Below are 19148 nucleotides of genomic sequence, written 5' to 3'. Positions count from 1 at the left end.
TAATTTTCTCTATTTATGTAAGACTAATTCTTCAAAATTTTTATCACTCTTATAATCAATATAAAGCTTTACTGCCTGTTTTAATGTAGCTGTTCCTGTTCTTATCTTTCCATTTATTGTCACACTATGTTTAGGGATTAAGTTGTTTCTTTCATCTTCTGCTGAATATGATAACTTATACAAAATAATTGCTCCATAGTCGTTAGCATAATGTTTGTCTAAACAACCTTCATATCGTTCCACATTTTTACAATTAGAGATCCTATTTTGGATTGTTTTTTTTGACTTACCTTTAAATTCTAACCAAAGTTTAAATTTTTGTAATTCCATAATATATTCATATTTTAGCATTAACTTTTCTAAGACTTTCAAATAGTGTTGATATTTTTTCTTTCCTAAGTCTTCATTTTAAATAGTTTGATATAAATGCCTTATTCCTATCTTTATTTATCCAAGTAAGCATTTTTATTCCGTCTTAGGTAATTTTACAATTTTTTGTATAAAAATATCCTCTCTTCAATTTTTAACAACCTCCATAAACTCTTTAAGGTCTTTATCTAGAGGAACTTGTGCTAGATTCTCTATACTAGTTTGGTCATCTACTTTCACAATACCTTCAAGATTTCGGTAGAAAAGTTGACCTTTATGGTTATATATGAACTTACTATAAGTTTGATTTTTACCTTTTTTATGAAGTTCAAAAAGTATATACTGTTTTGCCTGATATGATATTTGTTTTTTTATCTTAATCCTAACATTAGTTTTATATGTTTGTATTAATCTTTGAAGAATTTCTTCTGTATTAGATACTTGTTCTTTAAAGACATAAATATAATTAATCGTAGAGAGATTATTCATCATTGATAGAAATACACTCTCTAGTTCAAAAAAATAAGGCTTTTCTAAAATAGCTTTATTATAAAAATTATTTGAATGGAATAAATCTAGATTCATTCTTTTTTTCAATTTAAGATTAAAATCGTACTGCTGGAAAAATTCATCCTGATTTAGAATTGAATCTATTCCTATCCTTTTAAATACTTTCTTTAGATTTGAATAACTTTTATAGTTCGTTTGATTATCAAATGACATTAAATTTACTTCACTATGATTATTCTCTAGATAAAGACTTAATTGAACTGAGCCCAATGACTCCAGAAAATTGTTTATTTCTTTGTTTTTTATTTTTGATTTAAGCAACTGAAATACAAAATTATCAGAATAACGATACTTAATTTTACATTGGAATAACTTTGGAAAATTGAGTAATCCATTATCGTTAATATAAGGTTTTACTTTTAAGCAATTTACTCTTTCAAGAGTAGCTGAGTTATCTGTAAAATCAAAAATTTGTATACTACCAATTTCCACACTCCTAATAATAACTTCCGATAAATATTTTAAAGCCGCGTCTTTATTTTCTTGAGAATTCCCATCAGAAAATAGTTTGGATTTTAATCCGACAAAGACTTCCAAAAGAGCTGGTACTTTTACTTTAAATTGAATATTTTCCATACTAAAAAATTTACTGATGCAAAAGTAAACTTATAGACTGTCAAAAACAGGCAGCTTTAAAATAAATCTTAATAAAATTTTCTCCAGCATTTAACAATAAATGGTGCTGAATAGCACCATTTATAAATCTACAACTAAAAAATTCCAAACCTTAAAATCTATACCCTATTGATATTCCTCCTCTAACACCAGCCCAAGGTCCATTTACTTTAACATCAGCCCCATTAGCATTGGTAGTTACACTATAATCAACTAAAGGTACATCTAAGCCACTCAACTCTTTCTTTAATTCTGCTTGCTCTTGCTCATTTAGCGTTCTATTAGTAAACCCTTGTAAATCTCCTCTAGAAGCTCCATAGTGAGCTCCAATAATCCACCAATCTAGCACCCAATCTTTCTTTTTACCTAAGAACCACTGAGTTCCTAACATCAATCCAGCAGAATGAGCATTCATCTTCCCCTGAACATTTACAGGTATGTTTTGATTATTTTGATCTTCGATATTTACTGTAATATTACTTACATTAACATTGGTGTATCTATAATATGGTGCTAAGTAAAACCCTTTGCCATAACCTTTACCTAGATAAAATCTACCTTCTAAAGTAAACGCCGTAGTAGACATTTTAGCATCATTTATAGATTCATCTAGATTAAATTGTCTAGCGTAAGGCACACTTCCTTTTGGCACAAGATTAAGACCTCCAGTAACCGAAAACCACTTATTTATAGGACGCTCATAAGTAATATTAAAATTTCTAAACAATAAGCCCGTAACATTGGTTTTCAAAATATTCATTTTTTCTATGGTAGGAGCCTCCTCCGTTTTAACCACATTTTCTTGTGAAAACACAACCGAACCCGCTACCAAAGTGGATAACATAAATAGTTTTTTCATAGTTATATAATAATTAAGTTATTGACTATAAAGTTAACCAAATTCGCAGAAACGAAAAATAAGAATCATCATAAAGTCTCCAATATCTTTAATTGTAACTTTTTATTCTACGTTTTGCTTATATAAAATTCTTCCTATTTTATTTTGAAAAATTACAAATACAAAACCAAGTAAAGTTTTGATAGACTCAACTATTATTTCAGAATTCATTCCTATTGTTGTTAAATCATCATTTATATTTCTATCCATATTTTTCAATTTAAAAAAAATAAATAATTTATTTATCAATTCTGGAAGTGAATCAAACAAAACCAGTATCCCAATCGAAAGGATTGCTATTTGTAAAAGATTTTCGGAGTCAAGATTCCCAAAGTCTATTTTTTCATCAAGAAATTTTGAAGGCTTGAGTCTTTTTATAATTAAATCTGGATTGATAATTAAAAAGTAGAATACTAAAACTGTAAAAACTAAAGTGATGAACAAATAAATCCAAGTTTGTATAATTCCATTTTCTACATCAAAAGGAAAGAAAATATCAGCATTTATCAAATAATTGATTGACTGAGGAAAGAAATTAAACGACAAATTCACAACAGAGTACAATCCAAATACTCTAAAAATAACTCTTAATAAATTTCTGATTTCCATAGTGATATTATTATTTCCTACTATTAATCCAATTTGCTAAATGAAAATTTATACTATCCTCAACAGAAATAAATTCGTATTGAAGAAGATTTTTTATCTTTTCGTTAGAAATAAGCGTTTTTGAGTTTAAGGCATCAGTATTAGCTTTATTAAACAATTTTAACACAGGCAAAGCCCACCCTATGATTTTGGATAGAAAACACCCTAAACGCCATAAATAAGATGGGAATATTTTAGACGAAGACAATCCTAACTTTTTACGAACTAAATTAGCGACTTCAATGTAAGTTTTATTCTCGGAAATGAGTATAAACCTTTGCCCTAATGCTTTAGTATCTTCAGCGATAAGTTTTATAGCAATATCAGCAACATCTCTCACGTCTACATAGCCTGTATTCCCCTTAAAGCTAAAGGGTAATTTTTTAATATTATTAAATAAAACGCCACTACTCTGCTCCCAATTTCCAGAACCTATGATAACTCCTGGATTTATCACCACCACATTCATTCCTTCCGCAGAAGCACGCCAAACTTCCATCTCAGAAAAATGCTTAGAAATAGCATAGCTAGAATGAGCCAATTTAGGATTAAAGTTAGATTCTTCATCAATGGCTTCAAATTCATTCGCAGCGTCTAGAACAGCAATGGAACTCACATATAAAAATTGCTCTACACTTTTCTCTTCAGCAATGTAAAGAAGATTTTTAGTCCCTTGTATATTAGTCTTATACATAGACTTTTTATCCCTAGGATGAAAACTCACCTTTGCCGCGGTATGATAGACTTGCTTAACACCATCTAAAGCCACTCTTAAAGAATCTAAATCCTCAAAATCTACCTCTACCCATTCTATTTTTTGATAATAATAATCTGCTTCATTCGTATAAAAAGAAAAAATATCTTTCAGTTTTTCTACTTGAGAACTACAACGCTTGGTGGCACGAACCTCCTGCCCTTGCTGAAGAAGTTTTAGAACAATAAGACTTCCCAAAATCCCTGTAGCTCCTGTAATTAGTACCATAATTTCTATCTATATTAAACTAAAAATTCCTTAACCACAGCGACAAAGTCTTTAGGATTTTCGGCTTGTACCCAATGTCCTGCATTAGAAATTTTAATAATCTTAGCCTTTGGAAATTGTTGTTTTATCAAGAATTCATCTTGAGGCAAGATATAATTAGACAATACCCCTCCAATGAAAAGCGTTTCTCCCTCAAATACACCAAATTTAATAGCGTTCCCCACAAAATCGCCATACTTTTCTGCTAAAGTAGCCAAATTAAACCTCCAATTAAGTTTTTTAGCTTCTGTCCAATAAAGGTTTTTAGCCAAGAACTGTATTACTGGTTTTTCTTTGATGTATTGAGCCAAATGTTCCTCCACCTCTTGGCGTGTACTCACTGTATCAAAATCTACTGTTTGTAAAGCCTTAATAATCCCTTGATGATGTGGTGGATAAGATTTAGGAGCTATATCTACCACAATAAGTCGCTCCACTTTTTCGGGATATTTTACGGCAAACTGCATCACCGCTTTCCCTCCAAGAGAGTGCCCTAAGAGATTTACTTTCTGTAAATTATGAGCAGACATATAGTTAAGAATATCCTCTGCCAAATCATCGTGAGACATATTTTCGGAATGAAAACTTTTGCCATGATTTCTTAAATCTATCAAATGGGTTGGCATTACTTCACCAAAATCTCTTCCGAAACCACCCCAATTATCCAGCATTCCAAACAAGCCATGGAATACCAAAAGAGGTGTTGCTGATAACTCTCCGCCGTATATTTTAGAATGTAATATTTCTATTTGATTTACCATTTTGCTAATCTTTTAAGGTAACTTTGAATTGTATTTTCTAGTCCCAAATAAAGAGCTTCTGAGATGAGTGCGTGCCCAATAGAAACCTCTAATAAATTAGGTATTTCATCTGAAAAATACTTTAAGTTTTCTAAACTTAAATCATGCCCTGCATTGATTCCCAACCCATTATTTATTGCTTCTTCTGCTGTTTTGATATAAGGCAATATGGCTTGTTCTCTATTTTTAGTATAACCTTTAGCATAAGCCTCCGTGTAGAGTTCTATTCTATCCGTACCTGTCTCGGCTGCGTATTTTACCATCTCTGGATTAGGATCTAAAAAGATAGAAGTTCTTATCCCTTCTGCTTTAAATTCGGCTATAACATTTTTCAAAAAATCTAAATGCACTTTACAATCCCACCCTGCATTAGAAGTAATAGCATCATCTGCATCTGGCACCAATGTTACCTGCTCTGGCTTTACCTCCAACACCATATCTATAAACGGACGATGAGGATTACCTTCAATATTAAACTCAGTGGTTACCAGTGGTTTTAAATCGTACACATCTTTTCTGGTAATATGTCTTTCATCTGGTCTTGGGTGTATGGTAATTCCTTGTGCTCCAAATTTTTGAGCATCTACAGCCACCTGAGTTACACTCGGCACATCGCCACCTCTAGCATTTCTCAGAGTGGCTATTTTATTTATATTTACGCTTAGTTTGGTCATTATTTTATATTATTGATATTTAACATTATACTTTGATACTGACTTGCATTACCTCCAAATCAAACACCTGTGCCGCTACGAGAAGATGGTCAAAAATATCTGCTTGTATCTGCTCGTAATTCTCCCACTTAGAGTTATTCGTAAAACAATAAATTTCCAGAGGAAGTCCTTGGGCTGTAATTTCTAGCTGTCTTACCATCAGCGGACTTTCTTGTTCTATATTATCATTATTTTTTAAATAGTTAAGAGCGTACACTCTAAATGTACCAATATTGGTAAGTTGTGGCCCATTGATAATCTCAGAAGAGTTAGCAATTCTCTTTTTTGCTTCTGAAATTTTAGCATTTTTTTCTTCTAAATAGTCTTTAACTAGGTTAATTTTAGACAACTTCGCCATCATTTCATTATCTATAAACTTAAATGATTTAATATTGAAAATAATAGCTTTCTTTATTCTCCTAGTATTGGTTTCAGACATTATCTGAAGATTTTTAATCTCCGTAGAAAGCAAGTCGTAAGTAGGTATGGTAGATACTGTTTTATCAAAATTCTGAATTTTTGTCGTCAATAGGTTAATATCTTCTATTGTACCTTCAATGTTATACTTTGGAATTCCTATCCAATCACCTACTTTTAGATTTCTAGAGGTAGAGACATGAATACCTGTAACAAAACCCAAAATAGTATCTCTAAAGACAAGAAGTATCACCGCCGTCATTGCCCCTAAACTACCTAAAATAGTAGACGCTTTGATATGAAATAGCACCGAAACTCCCACAAAAATAAATATAATATAACCTAATATTTTGAGGGATTGTGTAACGGCTCTAATACCTGTAATTCGATAAAAGTCACCTTTAAAAACATAATATTTTTCGGTAGTTTTAAGCAACCTAAAATACAGTATAGCAAACGCTAGTACAAACATTAACGAAAAGAATGTTTCTAAAATACTATGACTTTTAGGGTGTCTATAGAAAATAGAATAAATCATTTCCTGAGTAATTCTAATAGCAAAAAAATGAGCTACCGAATTTAAAATTTTACTCTCATAAAAAGCCCTAAGAATTGGTTTTTGTGTGTACTTTCTAAAAACTAAAAATAAGGCGTTAAATGAAATTTTAAATAAAAAATCCAAGGCAACCAATATCACTAAAAGTAAGAATAGTTTTGCTGCTATTTGACACAACAAAATAATTCCATCAGGCATCTCTGCCTTTATCCAAAAATGAATTTGATCACTTATTTTTTGTAAAAAATCTTTAGTGTCTTTTATCTCCTCATTCATATTGGCAAAAATAAGAAAATAGGTTTGTTTAGATGGTACTAAATATGTACTTTTAACCAAATTTTATAGTATTATGACAACGCAAGATTGGGTAACTATTATTAGTATCATTATGGTCATTATTGGTATACTAGGCACTATACTTCCTGTATTACCTGGTATTTTATTAAGTTTTGCAGGAGTGCTGCTCTACAAATTTGGTAATGATGCCAATCTATCCATGATATATATTTGGACTTTTGGACTTCTATCTTTAGCCTCTTTAGTTTTAAATTACCTTATTCCTGCAAAGCTAAACAAACGCTATGGAGGCACTAAATGGGGCAGCATTGGCTCTATTGTAGGAACTTTAGTAGGATTTTTTCTACCAATTCCTTTTGGATTTTTAATAGGTATGTTTCTAGGGGTTTTTATTGGAGAAATGTTACACGACAGCAAAAACTACCTCAAAGCCTACAATTCTACCAAAGGGGCTTTTATAGGATTTCTTGCGAGTAGTTTATTTAATTTCTCGCTTGGGGTAGCTATGCTATTTGTAGTGCTATGGAATTATTTTAAAGGCTAGATTATATAAACCTTTATCTTTTTATTGTTTTTTTAAAATTAGTAGGACTTTCATTAAGAAACTTATTAAAGTTTCTATTGAAGTAGCTCACACTGTTAAAACCTACCATATAAGCTACATCAGAAATAGAATAGTCTTCAGCTAAAAGTTTACAAGCTTTATCTACCCTATACCTATTAAGATACTCTGTAAAAGTAAGATGTGTTGTTTTTTTAAAAAAGTTACAAAAGGCTGGTAAGGTCATATTGGTTAGCTTAGCTATAGACTCTATTTCTATGGGCTTATGATAGTTTTCCTCTAAAAATGTAAAGACTTTTTCCAACTTATCTTTATTTTTTGTAATAAGCTGATATGGCATTATTTTATCATTTAACAAGGTATAATCTTTTTCATTAGACATTTGATGCAAAATTTCTAAGAGAAGAAGAAAACGCTTCATACCTCTTTTTTGAGTCATTTTATAAAACTTAGGAAGTATTTTATTTTTAAATTCGGTAGTAAAAGCAATACCTAATTTTGCTTTATCTAGAAGATTTTTAATAGGTATAAATTCTTCCGTATGAGATAAGGAAAGAATTAACTTTTCATTAAACTGAACTACTATCTCCTCATGAGGATCCGTAGAATCTATTCCAAACCCTGAATGAGGTATATTTTTACCAATCAATACCAAATCTCCATCTATATAATTGCTCTTATTATACCCAACATGCCTAGTACCTGTACCTGATATTACACATACTATTTCTACTTCTGGATGATAGTGATATTCCCAATTTACTTCCTTTATAGAAAAGTCTATATGTTTTACTTTAAAACTAGAATGAGGATCTGGCAAAATAGTCTCAAAATTTATTTTCATTATATTTTATATAAAAACTATGTAAATATATTTAAATTATTAATATAGTACAAAAAATGATTTATATTGTTAAAACTATCTTAAATTACTCATATTACTTTAGCAAAAAAAAGAATGTCTACTACTAGAATTAAAATAGCCCTATTTTTAAACTACTTTGTTTTTGCTATATTGCTTAACTCTGTAGGGAGTGTCATCTTACAAGTACAAAGAAACTTTGATATTTCCAAAGCCAATGCTAGTGTATTAGAAGGGTTCAAAGATTTACCTATTGCAATAGGCTCTTTTATCCTCGCTTCTTTTTTACCCAAAATAGGCATTAAGAAATCTATGCTTATAGGTTTAGCATTAGTCTCACTACTATGTTTTTTAATGCCTTTTAGTTCTTCTTTTTGGATGTTCAAACTTTTATTTTTAATAGTAGGACTGTCCTTTGCTCTTATTAAAATATCTGTGTTCACTTCCATTGGTTTAGTAACCTCATCTACAAAAGAACACACCAGCCTCATGGGATTTCTAGAAGGTTTCTTTATGATAGGTGTTTTATTTGGTAATTTATTGTTCAGTTTCTTTATAGATGATGCTGATTCAAAATCACTTAACTGGACTAATGTTTATTGGATTTTAGGAACAATGTCTCTTATTTCGTTCGCATTTTTATGGTCTGCCAAATTTGACGAATCAGAAGCTAAACTTAAATCAAATTCCTTAATAGATGATTTAAAGTCTAGTATCAATCTCTTTAAAATGACTAATGTTCTTATATTTTTAGCATCTGCTTTTTTGTTTGTGCTTGTAGAGCAGAGTTTCCAAACATGGACACCGACATTTTACAACGAGATATTAAAAGTTCCTGCAAGTATGGGAATACAAGCTGGTGCTATTTTAGCAGGAGCTTTTGCTCTAGGCAGGTTCTTATCTGGTTTTTTCTCTCAAAAATTCTCATGGATTAGTATTGTTATTTTTTGTATACTAGGTTTTACGGTAAGTCTGTTACTTGTACTTCCTCTTACGCAGAATATAACTCACTCCGAAAACATTAGCTGGCTTAACGCTCCTTTAGTCATCTATCTCTTCCCTCTTATGGGCTTATTTTTATCACCAATATACCCTTGTATCAATTCTATTGTACTAGCCTCCACTCCTAAACACTTACATAGCTCTATGTCTGGTCTTATTGTTGTTTTTTCAGCTATAGGAGGCACCATAGGTTCCATTATTACAGGCTCTGTATTTCAAGCATTTAGTGGACAAAAAGCATTCTATTTTTCATTGTTTCCTTTGTCTTTATTGCTTATATCAGTAATAGCATTCAATCAAGTTAATAAAAAAGTAAACTCGTAAACCATGTTGCACTATATAGATTCTATATCAGATATATTTCACGCTGTACAATCTCAAGAAATATTCAAAGATCAGAAAACCATGGCTGATGCTATACCTTTGATGTCTATAGAAGAAATTAATGCCGCATACCTATCAAGTAAAGATTCTAAGGATTTTAATCTAAAAGAATTTGTTACCAAATACTTTCGCTTGGATATGCCTGTAGTTTTTGAAGTAGAAACAAGTAGCCATTCCCTATTACCCATAGAGCATCACATAGAACAACTATGGACAAAGCTTGAAAGAAGTACAATAGAAAATACTGGAACAAGAATAAAATTACCCAACACCTACGTAGTACCTGGAGGAAGATTCAATGAGTTTTTTTACTGGGACAGCTATTATATTATGCTAGGTTTAGAAGAATATGGAAAAAAAGATATGATTCTAAATATGCTAGATAATGCGGCTCATCTCATTAGTGAATATGGTTTTGTTCCAAATGGTAATAGAACTTATTTTTTAGGAAGATCTCAACCACCTTACTTTTCGCTAATGCTTCAACTTTATGCCAAATTAGAAAGTAATGAGAATGACTTGCTTATAAAATACCTTGAGGTTCTAGAAAAGGAATATAAATTCTGGATGAAAGGCGAAAATGAAGACTTTAAAACACATTTCTTAAGATTAACAAAGATGCCTAATGGTGAGTTACTTAATAGATACTATGATAACTATGACACTCCTAGACCAGAAAGCTATATGATAGATTTAAAAGAAGCTCAAAATACAAATAATAAGAGTAACTTTTATAGAAATATAAGAGCTGCTTGCGAATCTGGTTGGGATTTCTCCAGTAGATGGTTAGAAGATTCTAAAGATTTGAAGTCTATTTATACATTAAATTTAGTAACCCCAGACCTCAATGCCCTTTTATGGAATGCAGAAAATCTATTATCTAAAATTTATCTCTTGATAAATGACAAAGAAAAATCAGAAGAATACTCCATTAGAGCTGAAAACAGAAAGAAAGCTATCCATAAATATCTATGGAGTGACGAGTTTAAGACCTATGGTGACTATCACATCACGAAACAAAAAATAGTAAACACCAACCATCTAGGTATAGCATATCCTCTATTTATCGGGGTAGCAAGCCAATCACAAGCCGAATGTATAAAAGATATTATAGAAAATAAATTTTTATACAAAGGAGGGCTAGTTACCACTACCAACAATAGCGGTCAACAATGGGATTCCCCAAATGCTTGGGCTCCTCTACAATGGATAGCTTGCAAAGGCTTAATGAACTACGGTTACGACCAAACAGCTAAAGAAATAGCTCAAAAGTGGTGTTCTAATGTAGAGAACACTTATAAAAAAACTGGAAAACTAATGGAGAAATACGATGCTATAAACACCGAGAATATAGCTACAGGTGGAGAATACCCAAATCAAGATGGCTTTGGTTGGACTAATGCCATTTATGTTAAAATGAAAAAAATATTTAACCTATAATTTTTTTGATATGAAAAGAAAATCCTTTTTACTACTAGCAGGTGTTGCTACTTTTTACTTCAACAATACCTTTGCTCAAACTACACAGAAAGATTCTGTTAAAGTAAATAATGTTGAAGAAGTAATTATTACAGGGAGTGCCAACCCTAAGAAAAGAATTGAGTCTAGTATTGCTATCACAACAATGAAAGCAAAAGACATTCAACAGAAAGCCCCTCAATCTACTGCAGACATATTACAATATGTACCAGGGTTTTTAGCTGAAAACTCAGGAGGTGAGGTTGGAAACAACCTTTTCGCAAGAGGTATCCCTTCCGCAGGAGCTTATGAGTATGTTCAGATTCAAGAAGACGGGCTTCCTATATTTGAAGATGGAGCCTTACAATTTGCTAATATTGATAACTTCCAAAGGTTAGACCTTACCCTACAAGGTGTAGAAGCTGTTAGAGGTGGTACAGCATCTGTATTCGCATCAGGTGCTCCTGGTGGTATTGTTAACTTCATTTCCAAAACAGGACAAAATGATACTAAAGGAACCTTAAAATTATCTACAAGTACATTTGGATTATTCAGAACTGATTTTAATATTGGTGGTGCTTTAGTTCAAGATAAATTATTCTTTAACGCTGGAGGTTTTTATAGGGAGGATAACGGGATGAGGTCTCCTGGATTTAAAGCCAACAGGGGTGGACAAATTAAACTAAACCTTACTTACAAATTTGATAAAGGTTACGCTAGAGTATATTACAAATATCTTAATGACAGAGCAATGTTCTACCAAGTAACTCCCTTTATTAAAAATGGAAACGGCGTAAAAGCTTACCCTGGCTTCGATCCTAACTACGGTACTTTCGCCTCTATGGAAATGGCACAAATTAGAGTACCTCAGTATGGTGGAGGCTTTTTTGAAACTGATTTAAGAAATGGAGTACACCCTGTCTCTCACGCTATAGGTACAGAGCTCAAATATAAATTATCCGATGTTGTTACTGTTCATAATAACATGAAATTTACATCAATTAATCAGGATTACAATGCTATTTTTGCACCTTCTTGGATGGGTTCTATTGTCTCTCAAAATGAATATTCTGACAACTTAAATATTGACAGAGCAAACGCTTTCTTTACTTATGTAAATGGTGGAGGTGTTCTAGATCCTAACGAAAAGCTTAAAAGAGCTGACCTTTGGTTTATAAGAAAAAACATGCAAAATTTAGCCAATAATCTTAATTTCAATATAGATTTAGATAAGGTAAAATTAAATGTAGGACATTATTACTCCAACTGGTCATCTGACCACTATTGGAACTGGAATAGCTTCCTTGTTACAGCTTCAGATAAACCAAGGCTAGTTAACTTACAAGACACTTCCACAGGTACCAACTATACTTACAACGGTGTTTCCCAAATCACTTGGTTAGAAAGACAAGCTGGACTTACAGGAAATGTAAATGCTTTTTTTGCTAATGCTGATATAGAGATAAACGATAAATTCAATGCCAATGTAGGTGTTAGATATGACATCAATAAGTACAAAGGCTATAGAGACAATGCTAGATTTTCATCAGAAAACTTAGGTGTATTACCTAATAGCACAGCTGATGATAAAGTAACTACCGTTCAAGGAGCTCCGTTTACTTATTGGTCATATAACTTAAATAAAGTAGGCTACACTGCCGCCCTAAACTACAAAATCAATAATAAAATGGCAGTATATTTTAGACAGAGCCATGGATTTAGAGCACCTATTGAGGAGGCTTTCTATGATAACGCTAATAAAAACCTTTCTCTAATAAAGCCTACTACAGTTAACCAAAGTGAACTAGGATACACTGGACAAATAAGCCATAACTTTGCCCTATATGGTAGTGCTTTCCTAATGAATTTGAAAAACATTTTCTACGGAGACATTGTAGCTGGAGGTAAATCTGAAGCGTTACTTGCTGATGTTAGAAACCTAGGACTAGAACTAGAAGCTCAATACAGATATCATAATTTTTCGGTTTCTGCCAATGCTACATTTCAAAAACCAGAATATACTAAATTCGCATCTAATGCGTCTTATGTAGGAAATCAGGCTAGAAGAATCCCTAAAACATTCTTCTCTATAAGACCTTCTTATGATATTACTAAAGGGCTTAATGTTTACGCTAGATATTCTCACTACGGAACAAAATATAACGACGAAGGAAATACTTTTGTATTGAAAGGATTCGGAGTTCTTGACGCTGGTGCTTCCTATCAAATTAAGAATATTAGATTTGCTCTAGACGCTACCAATATAACTAATAATATAGGACTTACAGAAGGTGATGGTACTTTCGGTAATAAAAAAGATGGTGATATTATCTTTGCAAGATCTATTGTAGGTGCTTTAGCTAGATTCTCTATCACACTAGATTTTTAATTAAAAAATAGTTTTTTTCATAGTAAGAGAGGCTGCCCTAAAATTTTGGCAGCCTCTTTTTATCTTATTTTTATCCAAAAGCCCGTTTTAGTAAACTTTCAACTTTAGGCTCCCTCCCTCTAAAGTTTTTATATAGAACCATAGGGTCTATAGTACCTCCGCTGGATAAAAGTTGTTTGTATTTTTCAGCTAACTCTTGATTAAAAATTCCGTTCTCTTTAAAGTACTGAAACGCATCTGCATCTAAAACCTCTGCCCATTTGTAAGAATAATAACCCGCTGCATAACCTCCTTGAAAAATATGAGAGAAGCTAGGGCTTACTGCTGTTTCGGAATGAATTGGATAAAGCTGAGTAACCGCCATTACTTTATCTTCAAAATCTTTTATTTTCAACTTTTCCTCGTCCGAAAAAAGAGTTGTATGATAATGCATATCCAGCAATCCAAAACCTAACTGCCTAAGCGTCTGATAGCCTTCCATAAAGTTTTTAGATTGAGCTATTTTTTCAATCTTTTCATTAGATAGAACCTCTCCTGTTTTATAATGTTTAGCAAAAGTTTTAAGAAACTCTGCCTCGTAACAATAGTTTTCTAAAAACTGAGATGGTAACTCTACAAAATCCCATTTCACGGAAGTTCCAGACAAATTAGGGTATTGTGTATTAGCCAAAATACCGTGCAAAGCGTGCCCAAACTCATGGAATAAAGTAGTAACCTCTTGAAAAGTAAGCAAACTAGGTGTGTCAGCCGTAGGTTTAGTAAAGTTACACACTACCGAAATATGTGGACGATGATTCTCATTTCCCTTTTTATATTGATTTCTATAACTTGTCATCCAAGCTCCAGCTCGTTTGCCTTTTCTTGGGTGATAATCTACATAAAGAAGTGCTTTATATTCACCTTGCTCCGTAACTTTGTAAATCTTTACTTCAGGGTGATACTTTGAAATATTGGTTATTTCTTCAAACTCTAACCCAAATATATTTTTTGATAAATCAAACACCGCTTGTTCTACTTTATCTAACTGAAAATAAGGTTTAAGTTCCTCATCACTCAAGTCAAACTTTTGTTTTCTCAACTTTTCAGCATAGAAGGCATGATCATAGCTTTGAATATCAGTAATCCCATCTTTCTCAGCTAAAGTTTTTAATTCTTCTATTTCTTTTAAAGCGTAAGGCCTCGCCTTTTCTAAAAGCTCATTCAGAAAAGAAAAAACCTCTACTGAAGACTTAGCCATTCTTTCTTCTAGAACATAGGTTGCATAGTTTTCATAACCCAATAGCTGTGCTTTTTTCTGCCTTAGAAGAACAATTTCTTCAATCAATTTTTGATTATCAAACTCTCCACCATCAAAAGCTTTTTTACCATTAGCTACAGCTAACTCCTTTCTTAAAGCTCTATCTTCTGCATAGGTCATCAGTGGTAAATAACTAGGATATTGTAATGTAATTACATAGCCTTCCAATCCTCTACTTTTAGCCTCTTCTTGATACTGATTTAAAATATCATTGGGGATTCCTTTCAACTTATCTACATCTGTAATATGTTTAAAATAATTGTTAGTAGCTGCTAATACATTTTGTCCAAATGTTAAAGATTTTATCGCCAAATCTTTATTGATAACCTCTAACTTCTTTTTATCTTCCTCACTCAATAAAGCTCCATTACGAACAAATCCCTTATAGGTTTGTTCTAACAACATCGTTTGTTCCTCATTCAAATCTAAATTCTGCTTAGAGTCATACACAGACTTAACTCGTAAAAAAAGTGTTTGATTTTGAAAGATTTTGGAAGAAAACTCTGTAAGAAGAGGAGAAACCTCTTGTGCTATCTTTTGTAACTCATCATTTGTTTCTGCCGAATTAAGATTGAAAAACAAATTAGATACCACATCTAACTGTTTCCCAGAATAAGACATAGCTTCTATTATATTTTCAAAGGTAGAAGATTCACTATTTTCAGCGATATTTTTTATTTCTTCTTCAGTAGATTTTATCAGCTCAATAAATGCTGGTAGAAAATCAGCTTCTTTTATTAAATCAAAAGGTATTGATTGGTAGTTTGTACTAAACTCTTTTAAAAGTAGATTCATTTTTATACTATTAATTCTATTGCTACAAAGTTACAACTAAAAAAGAAAAGCTGCCTCACAATCGTGAAACAGCTTTCTAATATTAGCAAATTCTGCTATTATTTTGCTTTAAAGTAAACTCTTCTGTTAGCTTCATTTTTCCATTCTGGACACTTAGTGTATGGGTTACATTCTGGATATTTTAAATCCTTTTTACCTCTACCTTCAGCAATTAACATAGAGCTAGGAACACCTTTTCCAACAAGGTATCTCACAACAGACTCAGCTCTTCTTTGAGATAATTTTTGGTTGTAAGCATCAGATCCTCTAGTATCTGTAGCACCGATTACCAAGTACTGCTTATCAGTTCTTAAAGTTTTCATGATAACTACTGCATTATCTAACTTATCAAAAGATATAGCTCTAATGACATCACTATTAAGATCAAACTCTATACCTTCAAAGTTTTTGTTAATCGCTACTATTTGTTCATCTTCTTGCTCTAACTTTTGTTGTACAATTTGTTTTTCTTCTGGACAACCATTATTAGAAACTGGACCAGGAACAGTTACACACTTGTCATGTAAATCAATTACACCGTCTAAATCTGTATCCAAAGCAACACCCGCACCATCTACTCTAGCCCCTGCAGGAGTATCTAATTGTCTATCCCAATCATCACAAACACCATCATTATCAGCATCTCCACTCTTACATACTTCAACTACTGGAGGTACTGAAGCCAACTCTATTTTGTTATAAAGTTCTTGATAAGGGTCATGCCACATTAGATGAGAAATATGCTTTCCAAATTTATAAGAAACCCCTAATGTTGCATTGAAGAAATTATCAGACACTTGATCCTCTGTCATATTTCTATCACTATATTGAGCTCCTCCTCCATCAAATTCATCATCTCCTGTCACTACATACATTAACCTAGTTTCAAGATCTACTCTCCTAGAAACCTTAAACTTAACCCCTGCTCCCGCTTGTCCAAATAAAGATGTAAATTTAAACGGTTTAACTTCAGTCATCAGTGTCTGTGGTCCTCCATTAGTCTCTGCATAAGCTCTATAAGCTAATGTTCCAATCCCTGCATAACCATGGATAGCCCATCTATAGTTAGAATGATTATCTACTCTTCTGAATAGATTAGAAAAATTAATATCTCCTAATAAAGATATAGCATCATACTGAGTTCTAGCAGCATATCCCGTACCACCTGTTCCTGTTCTATATGATCCTTGTCTAGTTTCTCCTCTATCATACTGAAGATTTAACCCAAAAGCATGAGTTATTGCTCTATCTACACTAAGGTACATTGAATAACCATACAAATTTTTACCATTACCATTCTTGATAGAAGTAACATCTGCAGATTGAATAAAAGGTATACCTACACCTGCCGATACTGACCAGTCATTGAATCTTTTTACATCTTGTGTAAAAGGAACAACATTTGACGACCACGAAGAAAAAGTATTTGGGTACTTACTACCTGTTGTATCAGTTACTGCTTGAGCATCTAAAATAGCAGGAAAAGATAGTACCAATGCTATACTTGCCAAATTTAATTTCATAATATTTTTTTATATTTTTACTCCTATTTTTCTGAAAAATACACTCTTCTATTAGCTTCATTTTTCCACTCAGGACATTTAGTATAAGGGTTACACTCAGGATATTTCAAATCATCCTTACCTCTACCTTCTGCTAATAACATATAAGGATCTACTCCCTTATCAACTAAGTATTTAACTACAGCATCTGCTCTTCTTTGTGATAATTTTTTATTATAAGCAGCCGAGCCTCTAGTATCTGTAGCCCCTATTACTAAATACTGAGTTTTAGAATCTAAACTTTTGATGATTGCAGCAGCTTTATCTAGCCTATCAAAAGATATAGATCTGATTACATCACTATTAAGATCAAACTCTATTCCTTCAAAATTCTTATTGATCTCTACAACAGATTGCTTTATATCAATCTTATTTACATTTATTTTGAGTACTTCAGGGCAACCATTATTCGAAGCTGGTCCTGGTACAGTTACACATTTATCATATAAATCAATAACACCATCTAAATCAATATCAAGTGCCACACCTGCTCCATCAACTCTGGCTCCAGCAGGAGTATCTAATTGTCTATCCCAATCATCACACACACCATCATTATCATTATCTCCTTTTTCACAAACAACAAAATCGATAGGTGCTCCCAGTTTGCTTATTCTATTTTCTAGATATTCTAGCGGATCATGCCACGCCAAATGAGAAAGATGTTTACCTAATTTAAATGTAAGTCCTAAATTAGCAGTAAACATATTATCAGAGTTAGTATTCTTTATTCTATTATATGGATACTCTACAGATGTATTATCCCAACCACCACCATCAAATTCATCATCACCAGACATAATATACATAAGTCTTGCCTCTATATCTAACAACTTGGAAATTTTATATTTAATACCTGCACCTGCTTGATAGAAAAATGAAGCAATATCTAAATCCTGATTCACCTCTAACACACCTCTGCCATTCCACAAAGCAGACTTATCTTGTAAATAGGTCTTATATCCTTGCAACCCTAATCCCGCATACCCATGCAAAGCCCATCTATATGTAGAGTTATTATCTACTCTCAGTAGTAGATTAGAGAAGTTAACATCTCCAATCAAAGAAACCTGTTTATACTTAGTATTAGCATTTGCAACTCCGTAAATAGGATTTATCATCCCTTGCTGATTGGTTTGACCCTGCTGATATTGTAAACTCAGTCCGAAAACATGAGAGATTTGTTTATCCAAACTTATGTAAGTGTTCCAACCCAAATTGACACCCTTGCCATAAAAAGAAGTTAAATCAGCTGATTGCATGAATGCCCCACCTCCTCCAACGGAGATAGACCAATCATTAAACAATCGAGATTTATTATCAAACTTTTTTACATAGGTAGATCCTGAAGAAAAGGTATTTGGATACTTCTCCGTGTTTTGTGAATACATTACAGCAGGAATAACCAGTAGCGACAATAAATTAATTTTCATATATATATTTTTTCTCTTTTTGTTTCACTTTGTGATTCCTATTTCTCTCAACAGCACTTGAGAAAAGTCACGTTCGTGAACATGTTTATAATGAGGTATATCCAGTCTTCTTGACTTGTAGGTGATATTACCAATACTCACCACATCAATATCTATTACTCTATCTTCATATCCTCCTAACTCTTTAGAATCACTAATCCTCCCCATAGCTTTTTCTATACTTTTCACTTCAGTTAAAATCTGAATAGGTGAAATTTGTGTTTCTAATAAGACTGCAATATTACAAAATATATTAGAACTAGCAAATTCTACAGGCTCTGTTTCTAACATTTGACTCTTTTTTATTATTTCCCCTAGTCTTTTCTCTATCAACGAAATAGCCTCTTCTATATTTTTTTTAGGATTTTTTATATTGCTTCCTAGTAACAAAATAACCTTTCTTTGCGACATATTAACAAAAT

Annotated in this window: 17 protein-coding genes; 4 read left to right on the top strand and 13 right to left on the bottom strand. The window is 32.3% G+C overall.

The annotated features are described in order from the left end of the window. Positions 1-9 precede the first annotated feature (9 nt). From D1J36_RS06780 to D1J36_RS06745, 8 genes are all read right to left on the bottom strand, one after another. The gene (locus D1J36_RS06780; RefSeq protein ID WP_153926906.1) at positions 10-330 is read right to left on the bottom strand and encodes a hypothetical protein; all 321 of its coding nucleotides are present in this window, start codon (positions 328-330) and stop codon (positions 10-12) included. Between the two features lie 186 nt (positions 331-516). After that, positions 517-1515 carry a hypothetical protein gene (locus D1J36_RS06775; protein WP_154138094.1) on the bottom strand — a complete coding sequence of 333 codons (999 nt, stop codon included), beginning with the start codon at positions 1513-1515 and terminating at the stop codon, positions 517-519. 151 nt (positions 1516-1666) lie between these two features. Continuing rightward, positions 1667-2413, bottom strand: a complete 747-nt coding sequence (locus D1J36_RS06770; RefSeq protein ID WP_154138093.1) for a DUF3575 domain-containing protein — start codon at positions 2411-2413, stop codon at positions 1667-1669. Between the two features lie 102 nt (positions 2414-2515). Next, positions 2516-3061 carry a hypothetical protein gene (locus D1J36_RS06765; RefSeq protein ID WP_154138092.1) on the bottom strand — a complete coding sequence of 182 codons (546 nt, stop codon included), beginning with the start codon at positions 3059-3061 and terminating at the stop codon, positions 2516-2518. A gap of 10 nt (positions 3062-3071) precedes the next feature. Next, positions 3072-4082 carry an NAD-dependent epimerase/dehydratase family protein gene (locus tag D1J36_RS06760; protein WP_154138091.1) on the bottom strand — a complete coding sequence of 337 codons (1011 nt, stop codon included), beginning with the start codon at positions 4080-4082 and terminating at the stop codon, positions 3072-3074. A 14-nt stretch (positions 4083-4096) separates the two neighbouring features. Continuing rightward, on the bottom strand, positions 4097-4882 hold the full coding sequence (locus D1J36_RS06755) for an alpha/beta fold hydrolase (protein ID WP_154138090.1): 786 nt from the start codon (positions 4880-4882) through the stop codon (positions 4097-4099). Then, positions 4876-5595 (bottom strand): pyridoxine 5'-phosphate synthase, encoded by a 720-nt coding sequence (locus tag D1J36_RS06750; RefSeq protein ID WP_154138089.1) that lies wholly within the window; start codon positions 5593-5595, stop codon positions 4876-4878. The genes D1J36_RS06755 and D1J36_RS06750 overlap by 7 nt, the downstream gene beginning before the upstream one ends. Positions 5596-5620: 25 nt before the next feature. Further along, positions 5621-6883 carry a mechanosensitive ion channel family protein gene (locus tag D1J36_RS06745; protein WP_154138119.1) on the bottom strand — a complete coding sequence of 421 codons (1263 nt, stop codon included), beginning with the start codon at positions 6881-6883 and terminating at the stop codon, positions 5621-5623. A gap of 73 nt (positions 6884-6956) precedes the next feature. On the opposite strand from D1J36_RS06745, the gene D1J36_RS06740 reads away from it, so the two are divergent. Next, complete coding sequence (locus D1J36_RS06740) at positions 6957-7448, top strand: DUF456 domain-containing protein (protein ID WP_154138088.1); 492 nt, start codon at positions 6957-6959, stop codon at positions 7446-7448. A 13-nt stretch (positions 7449-7461) separates the two neighbouring features. On the opposite strand, the gene D1J36_RS06735 is transcribed toward D1J36_RS06740, so the two are convergent. After that, the gene (locus D1J36_RS06735; protein ID WP_109475120.1) at positions 7462-8310 is read right to left on the bottom strand and encodes an AraC family transcriptional regulator; all 849 of its coding nucleotides are present in this window, start codon (positions 8308-8310) and stop codon (positions 7462-7464) included. 114 nt (positions 8311-8424) lie between these two features. Here D1J36_RS06735 and D1J36_RS06730 point away from each other — a divergent pair, with 114 nt between their 5' ends. The 3 genes from D1J36_RS06730 to D1J36_RS06720 are packed head-to-tail and all read left to right on the top strand — an operon-like array spanning position 8425 to position 13561. Beyond that, on the top strand, positions 8425-9654 hold the full coding sequence (locus D1J36_RS06730; protein ID WP_154138087.1) for an MFS transporter: 1230 nt from the start codon (positions 8425-8427) through the stop codon (positions 9652-9654). A gap of 3 nt (positions 9655-9657) precedes the next feature. Further along, the gene (locus D1J36_RS06725) at positions 9658-11154 is read left to right on the top strand and encodes a trehalase family glycosidase (RefSeq protein ID WP_154138086.1); all 1497 of its coding nucleotides are present in this window, start codon (positions 9658-9660) and stop codon (positions 11152-11154) included. Between the two features lie 10 nt (positions 11155-11164). Further along, positions 11165-13561, top strand: coding sequence for a TonB-dependent receptor (locus tag D1J36_RS06720; protein WP_154138085.1), 2397 nt, complete (start codon positions 11165-11167; stop codon positions 13559-13561). A 70-nt stretch (positions 13562-13631) separates the two neighbouring features. On the opposite strand, the gene D1J36_RS06715 is transcribed toward D1J36_RS06720, so the two are convergent. The 4 genes from D1J36_RS06715 to folK all read right to left on the bottom strand — a co-directional run bounded on the left by D1J36_RS06715 (position 13632) and on the right by folK (position 19137). Next, positions 13632-15653, bottom strand: a complete 2022-nt coding sequence (locus tag D1J36_RS06715) for a M3 family metallopeptidase (protein ID WP_154138084.1) — start codon at positions 15651-15653, stop codon at positions 13632-13634. Between the two features lie 98 nt (positions 15654-15751). Next, positions 15752-17215, bottom strand: a complete 1464-nt coding sequence (locus D1J36_RS06710; protein WP_154138083.1) for an OmpA family protein — start codon at positions 17213-17215, stop codon at positions 15752-15754. Positions 17216-17238: 23 nt separating this feature from the next. Next, on the bottom strand, positions 17239-18687 hold the full coding sequence (locus D1J36_RS06705) for an OmpA family protein (RefSeq protein ID WP_154138082.1): 1449 nt from the start codon (positions 18685-18687) through the stop codon (positions 17239-17241). A gap of 24 nt (positions 18688-18711) precedes the next feature. After that, on the bottom strand, positions 18712-19137 hold the full coding sequence (gene folK / locus D1J36_RS06700) for a 2-amino-4-hydroxy-6-hydroxymethyldihydropteridine diphosphokinase (protein ID WP_154138081.1): 426 nt from the start codon (positions 19135-19137) through the stop codon (positions 18712-18714). Positions 19138-19148: the final 11 nt, after the last annotated feature.

The organism is Riemerella anatipestifer (assembly GCF_009670965.2).
GTDB classification, from domain to species: domain Bacteria; phylum Bacteroidota; class Bacteroidia; order Flavobacteriales; family Weeksellaceae; genus Riemerella; species Riemerella anatipestifer_B.
This window is presented reverse-complemented; position numbering and strand designations above follow the sequence as displayed.